This is a genomic window from Pseudocitrobacter sp. CD920760, from assembly GCF_057782505.1.
In genome coordinates this window covers 5,173,446-5,192,087 of sequence record NZ_CM173490.1, presented here as the reverse complement: position 1 = coordinate 5,192,087, position 18,642 = coordinate 5,173,446, and the positions used below count along the sequence as shown (strand labels likewise).

General features: G+C 52.1%; 19 protein-coding genes. 12 read left to right on the top strand and 7 right to left on the bottom strand.

Annotation, left to right across the window (positions count from 1 at the left end):
- Positions 1-32: 32 nt before the first annotated feature.
- Positions 33-668, bottom strand: a complete 636-nt coding sequence (yihA, locus tag AC1MKH_RS24530) for a ribosome biogenesis GTP-binding protein YihA/YsxC (RefSeq protein WP_276219303.1) — start codon at positions 666-668, stop codon at positions 33-35.
- A 585-nt stretch (positions 669-1,253) separates the two neighbouring features.
- Here yihA and yihI point away from each other — a divergent pair.
- Positions 1,254-1,766 (top strand): Der GTPase-activating protein YihI, encoded by a 513-nt coding sequence (yihI, locus tag AC1MKH_RS24525; RefSeq protein ID WP_276219301.1) that lies wholly within the window; start codon positions 1,254-1,256, stop codon positions 1,764-1,766.
- Positions 1,767-1,954: 188 nt separating this feature from the next.
- A complete protein-coding gene (gene hemN / locus AC1MKH_RS24520; protein WP_276219299.1) occupies positions 1,955-3,328 on the top strand; it encodes an oxygen-independent coproporphyrinogen III oxidase in 1,374 nt (457 codons plus the stop codon).
- An 87-nt stretch (positions 3,329-3,415) separates the two neighbouring features.
- On the opposite strand, the gene glnG is transcribed toward hemN, so the two are convergent.
- From glnG to glnA, 3 genes are all read right to left on the bottom strand, one after another.
- Positions 3,416-4,825, bottom strand: a complete 1,410-nt coding sequence (glnG, locus tag AC1MKH_RS24515; RefSeq protein WP_276219297.1) for a nitrogen regulation protein NR(I) — start codon at positions 4,823-4,825, stop codon at positions 3,416-3,418.
- A gap of 9 nt (positions 4,826-4,834) precedes the next feature.
- On the bottom strand, positions 4,835-5,884 hold the full coding sequence (glnL, locus tag AC1MKH_RS24510; RefSeq protein ID WP_015966561.1) for a nitrogen regulation protein NR(II): 1,050 nt from the start codon (positions 5,882-5,884) through the stop codon (positions 4,835-4,837).
- Between the two features lie 193 nt (positions 5,885-6,077).
- On the bottom strand, positions 6,078-7,487 hold the full coding sequence (gene glnA, locus AC1MKH_RS24505; protein ID WP_015966560.1) for a glutamate--ammonia ligase: 1,410 nt from the start codon (positions 7,485-7,487) through the stop codon (positions 6,078-6,080).
- Between the two features lie 380 nt (positions 7,488-7,867).
- Between glnA and typA the strand changes: the two genes are divergently transcribed.
- The 8 genes from typA to fabY all read left to right on the top strand — a co-directional run bounded on the left by typA (position 7,868) and on the right by fabY (position 15,992).
- Positions 7,868-9,691 carry a ribosome-dependent GTPase TypA gene (gene typA, locus AC1MKH_RS24500; protein ID WP_276219293.1) on the top strand — a complete coding sequence of 608 codons (1,824 nt, stop codon included), beginning with the start codon at positions 7,868-7,870 and terminating at the stop codon, positions 9,689-9,691.
- Between the two features lie 221 nt (positions 9,692-9,912).
- Positions 9,913-10,623, top strand: a complete 711-nt coding sequence (locus tag AC1MKH_RS24495) for a GntR family transcriptional regulator (protein ID WP_276219291.1) — start codon at positions 9,913-9,915, stop codon at positions 10,621-10,623.
- A 7-nt stretch (positions 10,624-10,630) separates the two neighbouring features.
- On the top strand, positions 10,631-11,611 hold the full coding sequence (locus AC1MKH_RS24490; protein ID WP_327621810.1) for a sugar phosphate isomerase/epimerase family protein: 981 nt from the start codon (positions 10,631-10,633) through the stop codon (positions 11,609-11,611).
- Between the two features lie 104 nt (positions 11,612-11,715).
- A complete protein-coding gene (locus AC1MKH_RS24485; RefSeq protein WP_276219287.1) occupies positions 11,716-12,981 on the top strand; it encodes an MFS transporter in 1,266 nt (421 codons plus the stop codon).
- 131 nt (positions 12,982-13,112) lie between these two features.
- The gene (gene yihX / locus AC1MKH_RS24480) at positions 13,113-13,712 is read left to right on the top strand and encodes a glucose-1-phosphatase (protein ID WP_276219286.1); all 600 of its coding nucleotides are present in this window, start codon (positions 13,113-13,115) and stop codon (positions 13,710-13,712) included.
- Positions 13,706-14,572, top strand: coding sequence for a virulence factor BrkB family protein (locus AC1MKH_RS24475; RefSeq protein ID WP_015966554.1), 867 nt, complete (start codon positions 13,706-13,708; stop codon positions 14,570-14,572). The genes yihX and AC1MKH_RS24475 overlap by 7 nt, the downstream gene beginning before the upstream one ends.
- Positions 14,569-15,006, top strand: a complete 438-nt coding sequence (gene dtd / locus AC1MKH_RS24470) for a D-aminoacyl-tRNA deacylase (protein WP_149464261.1) — start codon at positions 14,569-14,571, stop codon at positions 15,004-15,006. Before AC1MKH_RS24475 ends, dtd begins: the two co-directional genes overlap by 4 nt.
- Positions 15,007-15,050: 44 nt before the next feature.
- Positions 15,051-15,992 (top strand): fatty acid biosynthesis protein FabY, encoded by a 942-nt coding sequence (fabY, locus tag AC1MKH_RS24465; protein WP_231825848.1) that lies wholly within the window; start codon positions 15,051-15,053, stop codon positions 15,990-15,992.
- Positions 15,993-15,994: 2 nt separating this feature from the next.
- Here the strand turns inward: fabY and AC1MKH_RS24460 are convergent, their stop codons facing one another.
- The 3 genes from AC1MKH_RS24460 to AC1MKH_RS24450 all read right to left on the bottom strand — a co-directional run bounded on the left by AC1MKH_RS24460 (position 15,995) and on the right by AC1MKH_RS24450 (position 17,760).
- Complete coding sequence (locus tag AC1MKH_RS24460; protein WP_442961885.1) at positions 15,995-16,384, bottom strand: helix-turn-helix domain-containing protein; 390 nt, start codon at positions 16,382-16,384, stop codon at positions 15,995-15,997.
- A gap of 59 nt (positions 16,385-16,443) precedes the next feature.
- Positions 16,444-16,755: a type II toxin-antitoxin system HigB family toxin gene (locus tag AC1MKH_RS24455; protein WP_276219282.1), complete on the bottom strand. Its 312-nt coding sequence runs from the start codon at positions 16,753-16,755 to the stop codon at positions 16,444-16,446.
- Positions 16,756-16,851: 96 nt separating this feature from the next.
- Complete coding sequence (locus AC1MKH_RS24450) at positions 16,852-17,760, bottom strand: alpha/beta hydrolase (RefSeq protein ID WP_149464257.1); 909 nt, start codon at positions 17,758-17,760, stop codon at positions 16,852-16,854.
- A 229-nt stretch (positions 17,761-17,989) separates the two neighbouring features.
- On the opposite strand from AC1MKH_RS24450, the gene AC1MKH_RS24445 reads away from it, so the two are divergent.
- On the top strand, positions 17,990-18,301 hold the full coding sequence (locus tag AC1MKH_RS24445; RefSeq protein WP_276219278.1) for a type II toxin-antitoxin system RelE/ParE family toxin: 312 nt from the start codon (positions 17,990-17,992) through the stop codon (positions 18,299-18,301).
- Entirely contained in the window at positions 18,302-18,592 is a 291-nt protein-coding gene (gene nadS / locus AC1MKH_RS24440) for a NadS family protein (protein WP_015966547.1), read from the top strand.
- Positions 18,593-18,642 lie beyond the last annotated feature (50 nt).

The following is an 18,642-nucleotide window of genomic DNA, read 5'->3' as shown; positions in this document are numbered from 1 at the left end:
GGGTCGGGCAAGCGTGCCCGACGACAGAATGATTACTCTTCGGCTTCTTCAGCCGCCACTTCCGGCGGGATCTCACTAAACCAGGTGTCCAGCTTCTGACGCAGCTTATCCACACCCTGCTTTTTCAGCGATGAAAACGCTTCAACCTGCACGTCACCGTTAAAGGCGAGCACGGCTTCGCGTACCATATTAACCTGCGCTTTACGCGCACCGCTGGCGAGCTTATCGGCTTTGGTCAGCAATACCAGCACTTCAATTTCACTGTCTACGGCCCACTGAATCATCTGTTGATCGAGATCTTTCAGCGGATGGCGGATGTCCATCAGGATAACAATCCCTTTCAGACACAGGCGTTTTTCCAGGTATTCACCCAACGCACGCTGCCATTTGATTTTCATCTCTTCCGGCACTTCGGCGTAACCGTAGCCCGGTAAGTCGACCAGACGTTTACCGTCAGCCACTTCAAACAGGTTAATCAACTGTGTACGGCCCGGCGTCTTCGAGGTTCGAGCCAGACTTTTTTGGTTAGTCAGCGTATTCAGTGCGCTGGACTTTCCGGCGTTGGAGCGGCCCGCAAATGCCACTTCAATTCCGGTATCGGAAGGTAAATGGCGGATATCTGGCGCGCTGGTCACAAAGTGCGTCAGTTGGTAATTCCAGTTAGTCAAAACGGTCGTCTCCGTTAAATCAGGCAATGCTGGCGATTATACCCGATCGGTAAAAAAAGGCTGATTTTCCTCAGCGAGTCTACAGGATGTAAGCAAAACCCCTACAGTTTGTGAGATATTGCCCATAAACCCTATGCGAAATTTCAGAGAAGTTTGAGAAGGAAAAATCGGTAAAAATAGATAAATCATAGAGTTAATGTTGGGGAAAACTCTGATTTTATATTTATGTGCCGTTTCGCTGCTTGTTAGTTTAGCTCAACAAGGTAAAGTATCACTCATTGGCGAGGACGCCGGAAGGATTTCTAACTCAGGATGAGGGTCAGGAGCGCCAGGAGGCGAAGACTTAGGATTGTCAGGATGACAAACGTCCGGAGACGTAGAGAAAGGAAATGGAATCGTACAGGGATCGTTCCAGGCTGAAGGAAAGACAGGGTGTGTCGGTAGCTAACATGGAATGTAGCGCCCGTTAAGGGTGGAGAGTCAGGAAAAAGGCGACAGATTACTCTGTCGCCTTTTTTCTTTGTTGGTATTCTGCTAGATTCCGCCTCAATTCTATACTGAATAAAACGGCCATAAGACGACACCATGAAAAAACCAACATCTGCACCGCGTGCCAAAACACGCCGCAAAACCCGCGAAGAACTGGACCAGGAAGCGCGCGATCGTAAGCGCCAGAAGAAACATCGTGGCCATACGCCGGGCAGCCGTGCAAGTAGCAGCGGTGAATCTGGACGCGCGGGCCAAAAAGGTCAGGAAAAAGATCCCCGTATTGGCAGTAAAAAACCTGTTCAGCTGGGCGCTACCGCTGTGCAGACAACCCCTCGTCAGCAAAAACCAAAAAGCGAGAAACCTATGCTTTCACCGCAGGCTGAGCTGGAGCAGTTAGAAACGGATGAGCGTTTGGATGCGCTGCTGGAACGCCTGGAAGAAGGCGGAAAACTGAATGCTGAAGAGCAAAGCTGGGTCGATGCCAAACTGGATCGTATCGACGAGCTGATGCAGCAGCTTGGCCTCTCCTACGACGATGACGAAGAAGAAGAGGAAGAGGAAGAAGAGGGCAAGGAAGACATGATGCGTCTGCTTAAGGGCGGAAACTAACGTTTGCACGCAGTTGGTTTCCCGGTCCTGCTTATAACCCTTCTGGTTATATGTTATCTGGTGTGGTTATTCGTTAAACTACAACGGTTGTCGCGGCGTCAAAAACGGCTGCGCAACCGGCTAATGGCTCAACAAGGAGCCAGGCCGGCACGCCGTCGTCGTTAGCGACGTCACTGGAAGGAGTAAGCATGTCTGTGCAGTTAATCGACTGGGATCTGGCCCTGATCCAGAAATATAACTATTCCGGGCCACGTTACACTTCGTATCCCACCGCGCTGGAATTTTCCGACGCGTTTGGCGAGAGCGAGTTTCTGAATGCGGTTGCGCGTTATCCCGAGCGGCCGCTGTCGCTGTACGTGCATATCCCGTTCTGCCATAAGCTCTGCTATTTCTGCGGCTGCAATAAAATTGTCACTCGCCAGCAGCATAAAGCCGATCAGTATCTCGACGCGCTGGAGCAGGAAATTCGCCACCGCGCACCGTTGTTCACCCAACGCAATGTCACCCAGCTGCACTGGGGCGGCGGCACGCCAACCTATCTGAATAAAGCGCAAATTACTCGCCTGATGACGCTGCTGCGCGAGAACTTCCACTTTACCGCCGACGCCGAGATCTCGATTGAAGTTGACCCGCGCGAAATCGAACTGGACGTGATCGACCATCTGCGCGCCGAAGGATTTAACCGTCTGAGCATGGGCGTGCAGGACTTCAACAAAGAAGTTCAGCGTCTGGTAAATCGCGAACAGGATGAAGAATTTATCTTCGCGTTGCTGAATCACGCGCGCGAGATCGGCTTCACCTCCACCAACATCGATCTGATCTACGGCCTGCCAAAACAGACGCCGGAAAGCTTTGCCTTTACGCTTAAACGTGTAGGTGAGCTCAACCCGGATCGCCTGAGCGTCTTTAACTATGCGCACCTGCCGACGTTGTTTGCCGCGCAGCGCAAAATTAAAGATGCCGATTTACCTTCCGCCCAGCAGAAGCTGGATATTCTTCAGGAAACCATCTCGTCGCTCACTGATGCCGGTTACCAGTTTATCGGTATGGACCACTTCGCCCGTCCGGATAACGAGCTGGCCGTTGCTCAGCGTGAAGGCGTGCTGCATCGTAACTTCCAGGGCTACACCACGCAGGGCGATACCGACCTGCTCGGCATGGGCGTCTCGGCGATCAGCATGATTGGCGACTGCTACGCGCAGAACCAGAAAGAGCTGAAACTCTATTATCAGCAGGTTGATGAACGCGGCGATGCGCTGTGGCGCGGGATTGCCCTAACCCGCGATGACTGCATTCGTCGTGACGTGATTAAGGCGCTGATTTGTAATTTCCGCCTGGATTACGCCGCCGTTGAGCAGCAGTGGGATCTGAATTTTGCCGACTATTTTGCGGAAGATTTAAAACTGCTGGCGCCGCTGGCGAAAGATGGGCTGGTGGATGTGGATGAAAAAGGAATCCAGGTGACGCCAAAAGGTCGTCTGTTGATTCGTAATATCTGTATGTGCTTCGATGCCTATTTGCGCCAGAAAGCGCGGATGCAGCAGTTCTCTCGTGTGATTTAAGTTATTGCCCGGTGGCGCATACCGGGCCTACAACGCCTCGTTGTTTGTAGGCCGGATAAGCGAAGCGCCATCCGGCGCAACGCTGTGCTACTCCATCCCCAGCTCTTTCAGCTTGCGCGTCAGGGTATTACGCCCCCAACCCAGCAAACGTGCGGCTTCCTGTTTATGCCCCTGAGTATGACGCAGCGCGGTTGTCAGCAGCGTACGCTCCATTTCCGGCTGTGCTTCCGATAACAGGTTTTGATGACCGGAACGCAGGGCACGATCGGCCCATTGCGCCAGCAGCGTCGCCCAGTTATCAGGCTGGGTTTGGGTCGTACCATCCGGAACAGTGGTTTCAAACAGTTCGCTCGGCAAATCCTGGATCAATACTTCCTGGCCTGCGGCCATCACTGTCAGCCAGCGGCAGGTGTTTTCCAGCTGGCGCACGTTGCCAGGCCACGCCAGACGCGTTAACGCCGCTTCGGTTTCCGGGTGCAGGAGTTTCACTTCTACGCCGAGCTCGCGTGCAGCAATTTGCAGGAAGTGGCGCGCCAGACGCGGAATATCTTCCCGACGCTCACGCAGCGGCGGCAGATGAACGCGTATCACGTTCAGGCGGTGGAATAAATCCTCACGAAATTTCCCCTCCTGTACGCGCAGCTCCAGGTTCTGGTGGGTCGCTGCGATGATACGCACATCCACTTTCACCGGCGCATAGCCGCCGACGCGGTAAAACTGCCCGTCGGCCAGTACGCGCAGCAAACGGGTCTGTACATCGTTGGGCATATCGCCAATTTCATCGAGAAACAGCGTGCCGCCGTCTGCCTGCTCAAAACGCCCCTGACGCACGGTATTAGCACCGGTGAACGCGCCTTTCTCGTGACCAAAAAGCTCGGATTCAATCAAATCTTTCGGTATCGCCGCCATGTTCAGGGCGATAAACGGCGCTTTCGCGCGTGGGCTGTGACGATGCAGCGCATGCGCGACGAGCTCTTTACCGGTACCGGATTCGCCGTTAATCAGCACGCTTATTGATGACCGGGAGAGTCGCCCGATAATGCGAAAGACGTCCTGCATCGCTGGCGCTTCACCGATAATATCGGCGGTAGGCCCGAACGCGGGCACATCGCGCGGCTGCTGCTGTTCCTGATAGTGGCTGATGGCACGTTCAACCAGCGCCACCGCCTCATCGATATCGAACGGTTTGGGCAGGTAATCGAATGCGCCTTGTTGATAAGCGCTGACCGCCGCATCCAGATCCGAATGGGCCGTCATTATGATGACCGGAAGCATCGGGTGACGCTGTTTAATCTGTTTGAGCAGCGCAAGGCCGTCCATGCCTGGCATACGAATATCCGACAGCAGCACGTCCGGCGTTTTGGTGGTGAGCGCGTCCAGCACCTCGTTGCCGCTTTCAAATGTAGTACAGCTTAAGCCCGCCCCGGTGAGTGCGCGTTCAAGCACCCAACGGATGGAGCTATCGTCATCTACGACCCAGACTATCCCTCGTTGCATAAACACACCTTATTTTCGAATTGGCAGGTAAACCGAGAACTCGGTATGGCCTGGCCAACTGGTAAATTCAATTTTTCCGGAATGCTGATCGATCAGGCTACGGGCGATGGATAAACCCAGCCCGGTGCCGCCTTCGCGGCCACTTACCATCGGATAGAACAGCGTGTCCTGTAAATGGGACGGAATGCCCGGCCCGTTATCTTCAACGTCAATGCGTGCCGCCAGGCGATAGCGCTCGCCGTGTAGCGTCAGCTGGAACGCGGTGCGGGTACGCAGAATGATTTCGCCGCCTTCTGGCCCTAATGCCTGCAATGCATTGCGAACAATATTCAGCAAAACCTGTTCAATCTGGTCGGGATCGTGCGGTAACTCCGGCAAACTCGGATCGTAATCACGCACCAGCCGCACGTTATCCGGCAGCTCCATCGACACCAGCGAAAAGACGCGTTCGGCCACTTTGTGGATACTTTCGGTCACGTGCATCCCTGGCTGTTGCGGCCCCAGCAGACGGTCGACCAGGTTACGCAGGCGATCGGCCTGCTCAATAATCATTTTGGTGTATTCGGTGAGCGACGGGTCGGGCAGTGCTCTGCTTAACAGCTGTGCTGCGCCGCGTAAGCCGCCGAGCGGGTTTTTAATCTCATGGGCTAAGCCACGGACTAAATCGCGTGCTGCAATCTGCTGGGCGTGCTGTAGCTGCTCCTGGCTTAAACGGCGTTGGTTATCCATCGGGGCCATCTCCAGCAAAATAAAGCCGTCAGGCAGCCGCTGAGCCGTCAGAGAGAGGATATGCGAGCGCCCGTCGATCACCAGCGTCACTTCGTTATCCGTGAAGCCCTGGCCCGTTTGCAGGCTCTCCTGCATCAAACCGATATTCAGCGAGAAATAGCTCAGCAGTTCCGGTAACGGCGTACCGAACAGTTTTCGCGAGCTTTGCGCCAGCAGCTGCTGCGCCGCCGGATTGGCGTAATGCACCGCCAGGTCGTCATCGACCAGCAGAATGCTATTAATTAAAGAATTGAGGATCTGCCCAGCATCGGGCAGCGCGCCGGTTGCCATTTAGCAGTCTCCTTAGATTGCACTGTTTTAGTGCATTATAGCTGGATGGACGGGAAAAAGGCGCTAACTACGCGTTTTTGTGGAGAAAAAAGCCCATCCAGAGATGGGCTAAAAGTTCCACGGCAACAACTTACTCAGCTTGTTCTTGCCGCCAGGCGGCGACAAGAAGTGGGCGGAGAATGACTAACTTAAATTAAACGCTGTAGTACAGCTCGAACTCTACCGGGTGCGGAGTCATGCGCACACGGTCATCTTCTTCGCGGCGCAGCGCGATGTAAGCATCGATGGATTCGTCAGTGAACACACCACCGGCTTTCAGGAACTCGCGGTCCAGATCCAGTTCTTTCAGTGCTTCTTCCAGAGAACCAGCAACCTGTGGGATCTCTTTCGCTTCTTCCGGCGGCAGGTCATACAGGTTTTTGTCCATCGCTTCGCCCGGATGGATTTTGTTCTTGATACCGTCAAGGCCAGCCATCAGCAGTGCTGCGAAGCACAGGTACGGGTTAGCTGCCGGGTCCGGGAAGCGCACTTCGATACGACGCGCTTTCGGGCTGGTAACAACCGGAATACGGATGGAAGCAGAACGGTTACGGGCAGAGTAAGCCAGCATAACTGGTGCTTCGTAACCCGGGACCAGACGTTTGTAGGAGTTGGTGGTCGGGTTCGCCAGGGCGTTGATCGCTTTCGCGTGTTTGATAACACCGCCGATGTAGTGCAGCGCCTGCTCAGACAGACCCGCGTATTTGTCGCCAGAGAACAGGTTTACGCCGTTCTTGGAGAGAGACATGTGGCAGTGCATACCGGAACCGTTATCGCCGAACATCGGTTTTGGCATGAAGGTCGCGGTTTTACCGAAACGGTGCGCAACGTTGTGAACGACATATTTGTAGATCTGAATTTCGTCCGCTTTTTTGGTCATGGTGTTGAAGCGGGTCGCGATTTCGTTCTGACCTGCCGTTGCCACTTCGTGGTGGTGAGCTTCAACAACCAGGCCCATTTCTTCCATGATCATACACATGGTAGAACGGATGTCCTGGGAAGAATCGACCGGCGGAACCGGGAAGTAACCGCCTTTCACGCCCGGACGGTGACCTTTGTTACCACCTTCGTATTTGGTGGAAGAGTTCCACGCGCCTTCGATATCGTCGATAGCCACGTGAGAACCGGAAATGGATGCGCCGAAGCGGATGTCGTCAAACAGGAAGAATTCTGGTTCTGGCCCGAACAGTACGGTGTCGGCAATGCCAGTGGAGCGCAGGTATTCTTCAGCGCGTTTCGCGATGGAGCGCGGGTCACGGTCATAGCCCTGCAGGGTACCTGGTTCCAGGATATCGCAGCGGATGATCAGTGTTGGTTCTTCGTAGAACGGGTCAATGAGTGCGGTAGATGCGTCCGGCATCAGAACCATGTCAGATTCGTTAATGCCTTTCCAGCCGCCGATAGAGGAGCCGTCAAACATTTTGCCTTCTTCAAAGAATTCGGCATTAACCTGATGGGAAGGGATAGTGACGTGCTGTTCTTTACCTTTGGTATCGGTGAAGCGCAGATCGACAAACTTCACTTCGTGCTCATTCAGCATCGTCAAAACGTGTTCAGCGGACATACTTTACATCTCCCGGATTTGTCATTGTCGTCGTGGTAACGAGGTCTTCAAACACTTCTTAAAAGTGGCGTTGTTGCCCTGAAATTTATAAAGCGAAATCTGTGCCAACTTTTAAATTACCCCCAAAAGGCGCTATCATGCGCATCATAGTGCAAAAGGGCTGCACCACGATGGTGTCATTGCACCAGTATAGTGCTTATATGTGAACATAGAGCACCATATTGGTGCAATTTGCGTTAAGGTGCCCTTTTTTCGCTCCGTGAAAGCGATCACAAAGGAACTCTGCAATACTTGTTTGCGGAGGATGTTTGTGATCCTGTTTTGTACTGCGATTAATCCGTGTACAATAACGCGCTATTTCTAATGCCCGAGGCAAAGTTGTGATCGAAAATTTGCGTAACATCGCCATCATCGCGCACGTTGACCATGGTAAAACTACCCTGGTTGATAAGCTGCTGCAGCAATCCGGTACGTTTGATGCACGTGCCGAAACTCAAGAGCGTGTGATGGACTCCAACGATTTGGAGAAAGAGCGTGGGATTACCATCCTCGCGAAAAACACCGCTATCAAATGGAATGACTACCGTATCAACATCGTTGATACCCCAGGGCACGCCGACTTCGGTGGTGAAGTTGAACGTGTAATGTCCATGGTAGACTCCGTGCTGCTGGTCGTTGACGCATTTGACGGCCCGATGCCGCAGACGCGCTTCGTGACCAAGAAAGCCTTTGCCTATGGCCTGAAACCTATTGTTGTTATCAACAAAGTTGACCGCCCTGGCGCGCGTCCTGACTGGGTTGTTGACCAGGTCTTTGACCTGTTCGTTAACCTTGATGCGACCGACGAACAGCTGGACTTCCCGATCGTTTACGCATCTGCGCTGAACGGTATCGCGGGTCTGGATCACGAAGACATGGCTGAAGACATGACCCCGCTGTATCAGGCGATTGTTGACCATGTTCCTGCGCCGGACGTCGATCTCGACGGTCCTCTGCAGATGCAGATCTCCCAGCTGGACTACAACAGCTATGTGGGTGTTATCGGTATCGGCCGTATCAAACGCGGTAAAGTGAAACCGAACCAGCAAGTGACTATCATCGATAGCGAAGGCAAAACCCGTAACGGTAAAGTCGGTAAAGTGCTGGGCCATCTGGGTCTGGAACGTATCGAAACCGACGTGGCTGAAGCTGGCGACATCATCGCTATCACCGGTCTGGGTGAGCTGAACATCTCTGACACCATTTGCGACACGCAAAATGTGGAAGCGCTGCCAGCCCTGTCCGTTGATGAACCGACCGTTTCTATGTTCTTCTGCGTAAACACCTCTCCGTTCTGCGGTAAAGAAGGTAAATACGTCACGTCTCGCCAGATCCTTGATCGTCTGAACAAAGAACTGGTACACAACGTGGCGCTGCGCGTAGAAGAAACGCCGGATGCTGACGCATTCCGCGTGTCTGGTCGTGGTGAACTGCACCTGTCCGTTCTTATCGAAAACATGCGTCGTGAAGGTTTCGAAATGGCGGTTTCCCGTCCGAAAGTTATCTTCCGCGAAATCGATGGCCGTAAACAAGAGCCGTTCGAAAACGTCACGCTGGACGTTGAAGAACAACATCAGGGTTCTGTGATGCAGGCTCTGGGTGAGCGTAAAGGCGACCTGAAAAACATGAATCCAGATGGCAAAGGCCGCGTACGTCTCGACTACGTGATCCCAAGCCGTGGTCTGATCGGCTTCCGTTCAGAATTCATGACCATGACTTCCGGTACCGGTCTGCTGTACTCCACCTTCAGCCACTACGACGATATCCGTCCGGGTGATGTGGGTCAGCGCCAGAACGGTGTACTGATCTCTAACGGCCAGGGTAAAGCAGTTGCGTTCGCACTGTTCAGCCTGCAGGACCGCGGTAAGCTGTTCCTGGGTCACGGTGCTGAAGTTTATGAAGGCCAGATCATCGGTATTCACAGTCGTTCTAACGACCTGACTGTAAACTGCCTGACCGGTAAGAAACTGACCAACATGCGTGCGTCTGGTACAGACGAAGCAACGGTTCTGGTTCCGCCGGTTAAAATGACGCTGGAACAGGCTCTTGAGTTCATCGATGACGACGAACTGGTAGAAGTTACCCCAACTTCTGTCCGTATCCGTAAACGTCACCTGACCGAGAACGACCGTAAACGCGCGATGCGCGGTGCGAAAGAAGAGTAATCCTCCTCTTTAACGTATGAAAAACCTGCCAGCGATGGCAGGTTTTTTTTTGCCTTCACGTCACGGCAAGCGCCTTTTTATCCCCCTTTTAAATGCAGGGTTACTGCTTAAGAGAGCTTTGTCACAATTATCCGCAAAGTTCTGCGGCGCTGTTTGCGTTCGTTTTCGCCGTGAGCGTAAGATGCATCATCTGGTTTAAACCAATAGGATTAAAACAAGCAATGACGGAAAATCAGTCCACCGTTGAGAATGCCAAAGAGAAGTTAGATCGGTGGTTAAAAGATGGCATTACCACGCCGGGCGGAAAGCTCCCTTCTGAAAGAGAGTTGTGCGAGCTGCTGGGCATCAAACGTATGACGCTGCGCCAGGCATTGTTGAACCTTGAGGCGGAATCAAAAATCTTCCGCAAAGACCGTAAAGGCTGGTTCGTCACGCAACCGCGTTTCAATTACAGCCCCGAGCTGTCGGCAAGCTTTCAACGCGCGGCCATTGAGCAGGGTAGAGAGCCCTCATGGGGATTTACGGAGAAAACCCGTATTACGGATCTGCCGGAAATGCTGCTGCCTCTGACGGCGGCGACGCCCTCTGAGACGCTTTATCGCGTAACAGGGTGGGGCGCGCTGGAAGGCCATAAAGTCTTCTATCACGAAACGTATATCAATCCTGAAGTGGCACCAGGCTTTATCGATCAACTTGAAAACCACTCTTTTTCCTCGGTTTGGGAAAAATGCTATCAAAAAGAGACCATCGTAAAAAAATTAGTGTTTAAACCCGTCAGAATGCCGGGTGATATCAGTAAATATCTGGGTGGCTCTGCCGGCATGCCCGCTATTTTAATTGAAAAGCACCGGGCCGACCGGAATGGCAATATTGTACAAGTAGACATTGAATATTGGCGGTTTGAGGCGGTTGACCTCATCATTAATCTGTAGGTGTTTTATGCTCACAATAAATAACGCAACAAAAATTCTACAACGTGTCGATAATCTTCCTCTTTATCTGCATGCCTATGCGTATCATTTAAATATGCGTCTTGAACGTGTATTACCGGGTGACTTGCTGGATATTGCTTATGAGAATCAGCTACGTGGTGTAAAAATTCACGTACTGGATGGCGAGCGCTTCTCGCTGGAAAATATGAGTGATAGCGAACTGACTGCTTTTGGTGAGAAAGCCCGCCAGCTCAATCTGGATGTGCATATCGAAACCAGCGCTTCCGATAAAAAAGCGATCGATCTGGCTGCCGGCATTGCCTTAAAAACGGGCGCGTCATCGGTCCGTTTCTATCCGCGCTACGAAGGGCATTTGCAGCAAGTGATGTCGGTGATTGCCCGTGATATCGCGTACATTCGCGATACGTATCAGGACAGCGGATTGACCTTCACTCTTGAACAGCATGAAGACCTGAAGAGCCACGAGCTGGCGACGCTTATTCAAGACAGCGGGATGGATTCTCTCTCCTTACTGTTTGATTTTGCAAACATGATTAACGCCAACGAACATCCTTTGGACGCGTTAAAAACCATGTCCCCGCATATCACCCAGGTGCATATTAAAGATGCGCTGATCGTCAATGAAGACGGCGGGCTGGGGCATAAAGCCTGTATTTCCGGGCAGGGTGACATGCCATTCAAAGATCTGTTAACCAACCTTATCTGCCTGGGTGATGAAGAACCGCAGGTGATGGCTTACGGCCTCGAAGAAGAGGTGGATTATTATGCTCCGGCATTTCGTTTTGAGCACGAAGGTGATAATCCGTGGATCCCCTATCGTCAAATGAGTGAAACGCCATTACCTGAACAAAGTGCGCTGGACGCTCGGTTGAGTAAAGAAAAGCAGGATGCGGTGAATCAGATAAATTATGTTCGGAGCGTGTTGCAACAAATAAAACAAGAGGCGACGCATCTTCTAAATCACTAATAAGCTTTAAATTTATTAGCAGTTAATAAAAACCATCTTATAAGGATGGCCGGTATCCTATTGCCTTTTAAGACAGCGATTTAAAAAATCGCATAGGGGATGTTATGCTCACGAAAAAGAAATGGGCGTTATTTAGTCTGTTAACGCTCTGCGGCGGTACGATTTATAAATTACCTTCACTGAAAGATGCGTTTTATATTCCGATGCAGGAGTATTTCCATTTGACTAATGGTCAAATAGGTAATGCGATGTCGGTGAACTCATTTGTTACGACCATCGGCTTTTTCCTCTCAATCTATTTTGCCGACAAACTGCCGCGTAAATACACCATGTCTTTTTCGCTCATCGCGACGGGTTTACTGGGCGTTTATTTGACGACCATGCCGGGATACTGGGGCATCCTTTTTGTCTGGGCGCTGTTTGGTGTCACCTGCGACATGATGAACTGGCCGGTACTGCTGAAATCGGTAAGCCGGCTGGGTAACAGTGAACAGCAGGGCCGTCTGTTTGGTTTCTTTGAAACGGGGCGCGGCATCGTCGATACCGTTGTCGCATTCTCCGCACTGGCCGTCTTCGCCTGGTTCGGCAGTGGCTTATTGGGCTTCAAGGCGGGTATCTGGTTCTATTCCATCATCGTGATTGCCGTCGGCGTTATCATCTTCTTCGTGCTGAATGACAAAGAAGAGGTGCCGTCGGTTGAGGTGACAAAGGATGAAGACGCCAGCAAAAACACCAGCATGACGTCGGTGTTGAAAGACAAAACCATCTGGCTCATCGCCTTCAACGTCTTCTTTGTGTACGCGGTGTACTGCGGCCTGACGTTCTTCATTCCGTTCCTGAAAAACATCTACATGCTGCCCGTCGCGCTGGTGGGCGCGTATGGCATTATTAACCAGTACTGCCTGAAAATGATCGGCGGACCGGTTGGTGGCATGATTTCTGACAAAATCCTGAAATCACCCAGCAAATACCTGTGCTACACCTTTGTGATCAGCACCGTGGCACTGATTCTGCTGATTATGCTGCCGCATGAAAGTATGCCGGTTTACCTCGGCATGATGTGCACATTGGGCTTTGGCGCGATCGTCTTCACCCAGCGTGCCGTCTTCTTTGCGCCGATTGGCGAAGCGAAAATCGCCGAAAACCAGACCGGTGCCGCGATGGCGCTCGGCAGCTTCATCGGCTACGCCCCGGCGATGTTCTGCTTTAGCCTCTACGGCTACATTCTGGATTTAAACCCGGGGATCGTCGGCTACAAGATCGTGTTTGGCATCATGGCCTGCTTCGCCTTCTGCGGCGCGGTGGTCTCGGTGATGCTGGTTAAGCGCATTAGCCAGCGTAAGAAAGAGATGCTGGCGGCGGAGGCTTGATTCTACGTCCAAATGGGCCGCGCAAATTGGCGGCCTTTTCTCATATGCCTCACACTTATCCCGTTCACCTCATAGTCAAACCCCGCCTTTCCCGCTACAGTTAATTTTCCACGGCGAGAAAGGAGGCGAAAATGCTCTATATCTTTGATTTAGGTAATGTGATTGTCGATATCGACTTCAACCGTGTGTTCGGGACGTGGAGCGATCTTACCCGTGTGCCGCTGGCCACGCTCAAGCAGAGTTTCACCATGGGCGAAGCCTTCCATCAGCATGAGCGCGGTGAAATTACTGACGAAGCTTTTGCGCAGGCGATTTGTCATGAGATGGATTTACCGCTGAGCTATGAGCAGTTCTCTCACGGCTGGCAGGCGATATTTGTTTCGCTGCGCCCGGAGGTGATTGAGATCATGCATAAACTGCGCGAGCAGGGTCATCGTGTGGTGGTGCTCTCTAATACCAACCGCCTGCACACCACCTTTTGGCCGGATGAATACCCGGAAATTCACGCCGCGGCGGACCATGTTTATCTGTCGCAAGAGATGGGGATGCGTAAACCGGAAGCGCGTATCTACCAGCGTGTGCTTGAAGCAGAAGGTTTTTCTGCCGCCGATACGGTCTTTTTTGATGATAATGCCGATAATATAGAGGGAGCCAATCAATTGGGGATCACCTCTATCCTGGTAACGGGAAAGGAGACGATACCTCGCTACTTTACGAAGCAGTTATGTTAAAAACCGTTCATCAAAAAACGATTCATCATACCCGGCCACTGGTGGCGTGGGGAAAGCTCCTCTGGCGGCGCATCGACGAAGATAATATGACGACGCTGGCCGGGAATCTGGCCTACGTGTCGTTGCTCTCGCTGGTACCGCTGGTGGCCGTGGTTTTTGCGCTGTTCGCCGCTTTTCCGATGTTTTCTGAGGTCAGCGTTCAGATTCGCCACTTTATCTTCGCCAACTTTATTCCGGCGACCGGTGACGTTATTCAGCGCTACATTGAGCAGTTTGTCGCCAATTCCAACCGTATGACGGCAGTTGGCGCCTGCGGGCTTATCGTCACGGCGCTGCTGTTGATGTACTCCATCGATAGCGCGCTGAATACCATCTGGCGCAGCAAGCGCGTTCGGCCAAAAGTCTACTCGTTTGCGATTTACTGGATGATCCTTACGCTTGGGCCGTTGCTGGCGGGTGCCAGCCTGGCGATTAGCTCATACCTGCTATCGCTGCGTTGGGCGAGTGAGTTTAATAGCGCGGTGGATAACGCACTACGCATCTTCCCGCTGCTGCTGTCGTGGATCTCGTTCTGGCTGCTCTATAGCGTGGTGCCGACGACGCGTGTGCCGAACCGCGATGCGATTATCGGCGCGCTGGTGGCGGCATTGCTTTACGAGCTTGGTAAGAAAGCTTTTGCGTTATATATCACTGCGTTCCCGTCCTATCAGTTGATTTACGGTGTGCTCGCCGTCGTGCCTATCCTGTTTGTCTGGGTCTACTGGACCTGGTGTATCGTCTTGCTTGGGGCAGAAATAACTGTCACTCTCGGGGAATACCGAAAACTTAAAACAGAACAACAAGAAGCAGAACAACCATGATTGCATTGATTCAACGCGTAACCCGGGCCAGCGTCACCGTGGCGGATGAAGTGACGGGCGAAATTGGGCCGGGACTTCTGGTGTTATTAGGTGTCGAAAAGGATGACGACGAACAAAAAGCCAACCGCCTGTGCGAGCGCGTGCTGGGTTATCGCATATTCAGCGATGCGGAAGGCAAGATGAATCTCAACGTGCAGCAGGCGGGGGGAAGCGTGCTGGTGGTGTCGCAGTTTACGCTGGCGGCGGATACCGAGCGCGGCATGCGTCCGAGTTTCTCTAAAGGCGCAGAGCCGCAGAGAGCAGAAGCGCTGTATGACTATTTTGTTGAACGTTGTCGCCAGCAAGAGATGAACACCCACACCGGGCGATTCGCTGCCGATATGCAGGTTTCGCTGGTCAATGATGGCCCCGTTACGTTCTGGTTGCAGGTATGAACCAACTTCCAGTGAGGTTACGGGCGACAAAAGAGAGTGCTGCTATGTATCACCTTCGAGTGCCGCAAACGGAAGAAGAGTTAGACCGCTACTACCAGTTTCGTTGGGAAATGCTGCGTAAACCCCTTCATCAGCCGAAAGGCTCTGAGCGTGATGCCTGGGATGCGATGGCACACCATCAAATGGTGGTTGATGAAGAGGGCAATCTGGTCGCGATTGGGCGGCTCTACATCAACGCCGATTTTGAAGCCTCGATTCGTTTTATGGCGGTGCATCCGTCCGTGCAGGATAAAGGCCTTGGTACGCTGATGGCGATGACGCTGGAGTCCGTCGCGCGTCAGGAAGGCGTGAAGCGCGTAACCTGTAGCGCGCGCGAAGATGCGGTAGAGTTTTTTGCCAAGCTCGGATTCGTAAATCAGGGTGAAATCACCACGCCCACCACCACGCCCATTCGCCATTTTCTGATGATCAAACCGGTAGCCTCGCTGGATGACATTCTGCATCGCGGCGACTGGTGCGGGCAGCTTCAGCAGGCCTGGTATGAGCATATCCCGCTCAGTGAAAAAATGGGCGTACGCATTCAGCAGTATACCGGGCAGAAATTTATCACCACCATGCCTGAAACGGGCAATCAAAATCCGCACCATACGCTGTTTGCCGGCAGCCTGTTTTCTCTGGCGACGCTCACCGGTTGGGGGCTCATCTGGCTGATGCTGCGCGAACGCCACCTGGGTGGCACTATCATCCTTGCCGATGCGCATATTCGTTACAGTCATCCCATCAGCGGCAAGCCGCAGGCGGTGGCCGATCTCGGCTCACTGAGCGGCGATCTGGACCGGTTAGCGCGAGGGCGCAAAGCGCGCGTGCAGCTGCTGGTTGAGTTGTCTGGTGATGACAACCTTGGCGCCGTATTTGAAGGGACTTTCATTGTGCTTCCCGCGAAGCCGTTTGGCGCGTACGAGGAAGGGGGGAATGAGGAGGAGTAGCCTCAATCGATAAAAGTTTCGGCAGGGAGGTTAAAACGTTCTGAAAGGGCTTTGATATGTCGAACGGTTAGCGATCTGCGGCCATTGAGGATGTTGCTGATATTGGATTTTGAACCCAGCTCATTGGCTAAATCAGCGGGTTTAAGCCCATTTTGATCCATCAGCGTGCGTAGCATCGCAACGCCGGTAGGCGTATCGTTCAGCACATTATTGAGATGTGAAAATTCAGGAGCATGCTGTTCATACTCATGGATTTTTGACGAGAGTAGCTCAAATAAAGGGTTGTCTATCTGGTCTCGATCAACAAGAAATTCAATGATTTCCAGTGCCTTAAGGTATTCTCTCTCATTACTCGTCTTTCCCATTAAGGGAATGGACTGCAATGCCAGCATAAAGGCATTCACTAACTCCTCGGCATGTCCATTATTCAGCACCTGAGTATGCCTCATCTTCATTCTTTATGACCTCGATAGAAGTGATTCAGTCTTTCATATTCCAGATGGGTGACAATATGCTTTACGAAAAGCTTCTGGAGCCTGAAATCGATGTAGGCGATGAGCCTCAGATGATTACCGGCGATATCGATGACCCACCATTTGTTTCTGTATTTAAAGTTATCCAGTGAAGTGAGCTGCTCTCGCATTTCGAGCGGTGTATTGAAGCTTCTCTTTTCGAGCACACTTAATAAGTCTGCTATCGCTTGAGCGCAATGCGGAAAATTCTCTATCGCCTCATTGAAAGGCTTTCGGCTGATAACGTGCATGCTTCAGTTTCCCTACTGAAGTTTTCAACCTGAAAACAGTGTAGCGCGAAATACGATGTTTTCAAGTTGAAAACAGATTGAAGTCTGTATCCGGAATTACCTCCCCACCCGGTACGCCACATCCCTCACTGCATCTCTTGCCGCGAGGCTGATTCCACCTAACTGAAAGAAGCCATGAATCACCCCAAGATACTGCTGGCAAGTGCACGCCACGCCTTGTTCCGTCATTCGCTGATACAGCGCCTTACCTTCATCGCATAACGGGTCAAATTCTGCGGTGATGATATGCACGGACGGCAGGCCGCTGAAATCATCTCGCCACAGCGGGCTGGCCTCCGGATGGCGTCGATCGACGCCCGGTAAATAGATTTCATATCCGCTCAGCAGCGTGTCGCGGGTAATGATGTAATCCTTTCCGTTACGGACATAGCTTTCGAAATGAGCAGTCGCATCCACCATGGGGTAAATCAGGATAAGTTGGCTGGGCAGCCAGCTGCCGGCTGCTTTGAGTCTCAGCGCTGTGACCAGCGCCAGATGCCCGCCAGCACTATCGCCAGCCAGAGTAATGTGATCTTTATCTACGCCAAATAGCTCGGCATGTTGCCACACCAGTTCCGCTCCCCGTTGGGCATCATCATGCGCGGCAGGAAAGGTGTGTTCAGGCGCTAATCGATACTGCACCGCAATTACCCGGCACCCGCCATACACCGCCAGCTGACGCAGCTGATTATCATGCGTAGCAAAGCTGCCGCTGATAAAACAGCCTCCGTGGTAGTAGATAACCGTTGGAAGATGTGCCGGGCTTTGCAGTGGCGAATAGACGCGAAACGTCATCTCTTCCAGCTCAATAGTCTGGATAGAGACGAATGACTCCGTTTCACCCGCCAGGACCGTACTGGCGAGATAGCTCGCCCTCCGGTCATCAATACTCTGCTGTCGTGAAGAGGGGCGGCCTGCGGCAATAAACGCCTCAACCTGCTCAGCGATACCTTTTTCCAGCACCATGTTGAAATCCTTTTTGCTGTATGAATGTACAGTTTTATACGCTGGCTTTTGACGGATAGGAAGAGGGGGAAGGCAATAAGTATGAATTTTGGAAAGCGGCTCGCAGAAGGGAAATTGAGAGCGCGAGAATGTGGTTTTGCTGATTTTAGGGCGGTAGGCAATTCAATGAATAATGTACGTCAATGGCGTACATAAGATGGTTGTCACTCTAAGCCAATGGCGTATTATTATGATCTTCATCGAAACGGATTTTTTTACTGAAGATGTTCAAAAGCTACTGAATGACGATGAATACGGTCGTCTCCAGATTTTTCTCACATTGAATCCTCTTAATGGAGACGTCATTCCAGAAACGGGCGGTTTGCGGAAAATTCGGTGGGTAGCAGAGGGAACGGGAAAGCGGGGCGGCGTGCGCGTTATTTATTACTATCGCGCTTCGGAGAGTGAGATCCGACTCCTTCTAATCTATAAAAAGGGAATTAAAGATGATCTTACCGCCCAGGAAAAGGCGATGCTGCGAATGTTAAATGCGAGGTGGTAGATGGATAAAGCGCTGTTCGAGCGGTTAGCCCAAAGCATGGCTCAGATGAATGAGATTGTTGCTGGTGAGCGTAAACCTTCCAGGGTTTTTCACATTGATGCGCTTAAAATTAAAGAGATTCGTCATGCATCTGGTTTATCTCAATCTAAGTTTGCTGAACTGATATCCGTCAGTGTGGATACTTTGCGTAACTGGGAACAAGGTCGCCGTTCACCTACCGGGCCTGCGAAAGCATTGCTGCGTGCAATTGCTAACGATCCACAGCATGTTATTCAGGCGTTGAGTCGTTAAGGAAGTGAAAGATATGGCAAGCAGAAAACAGAGGGGCATCTGAGCTCTAA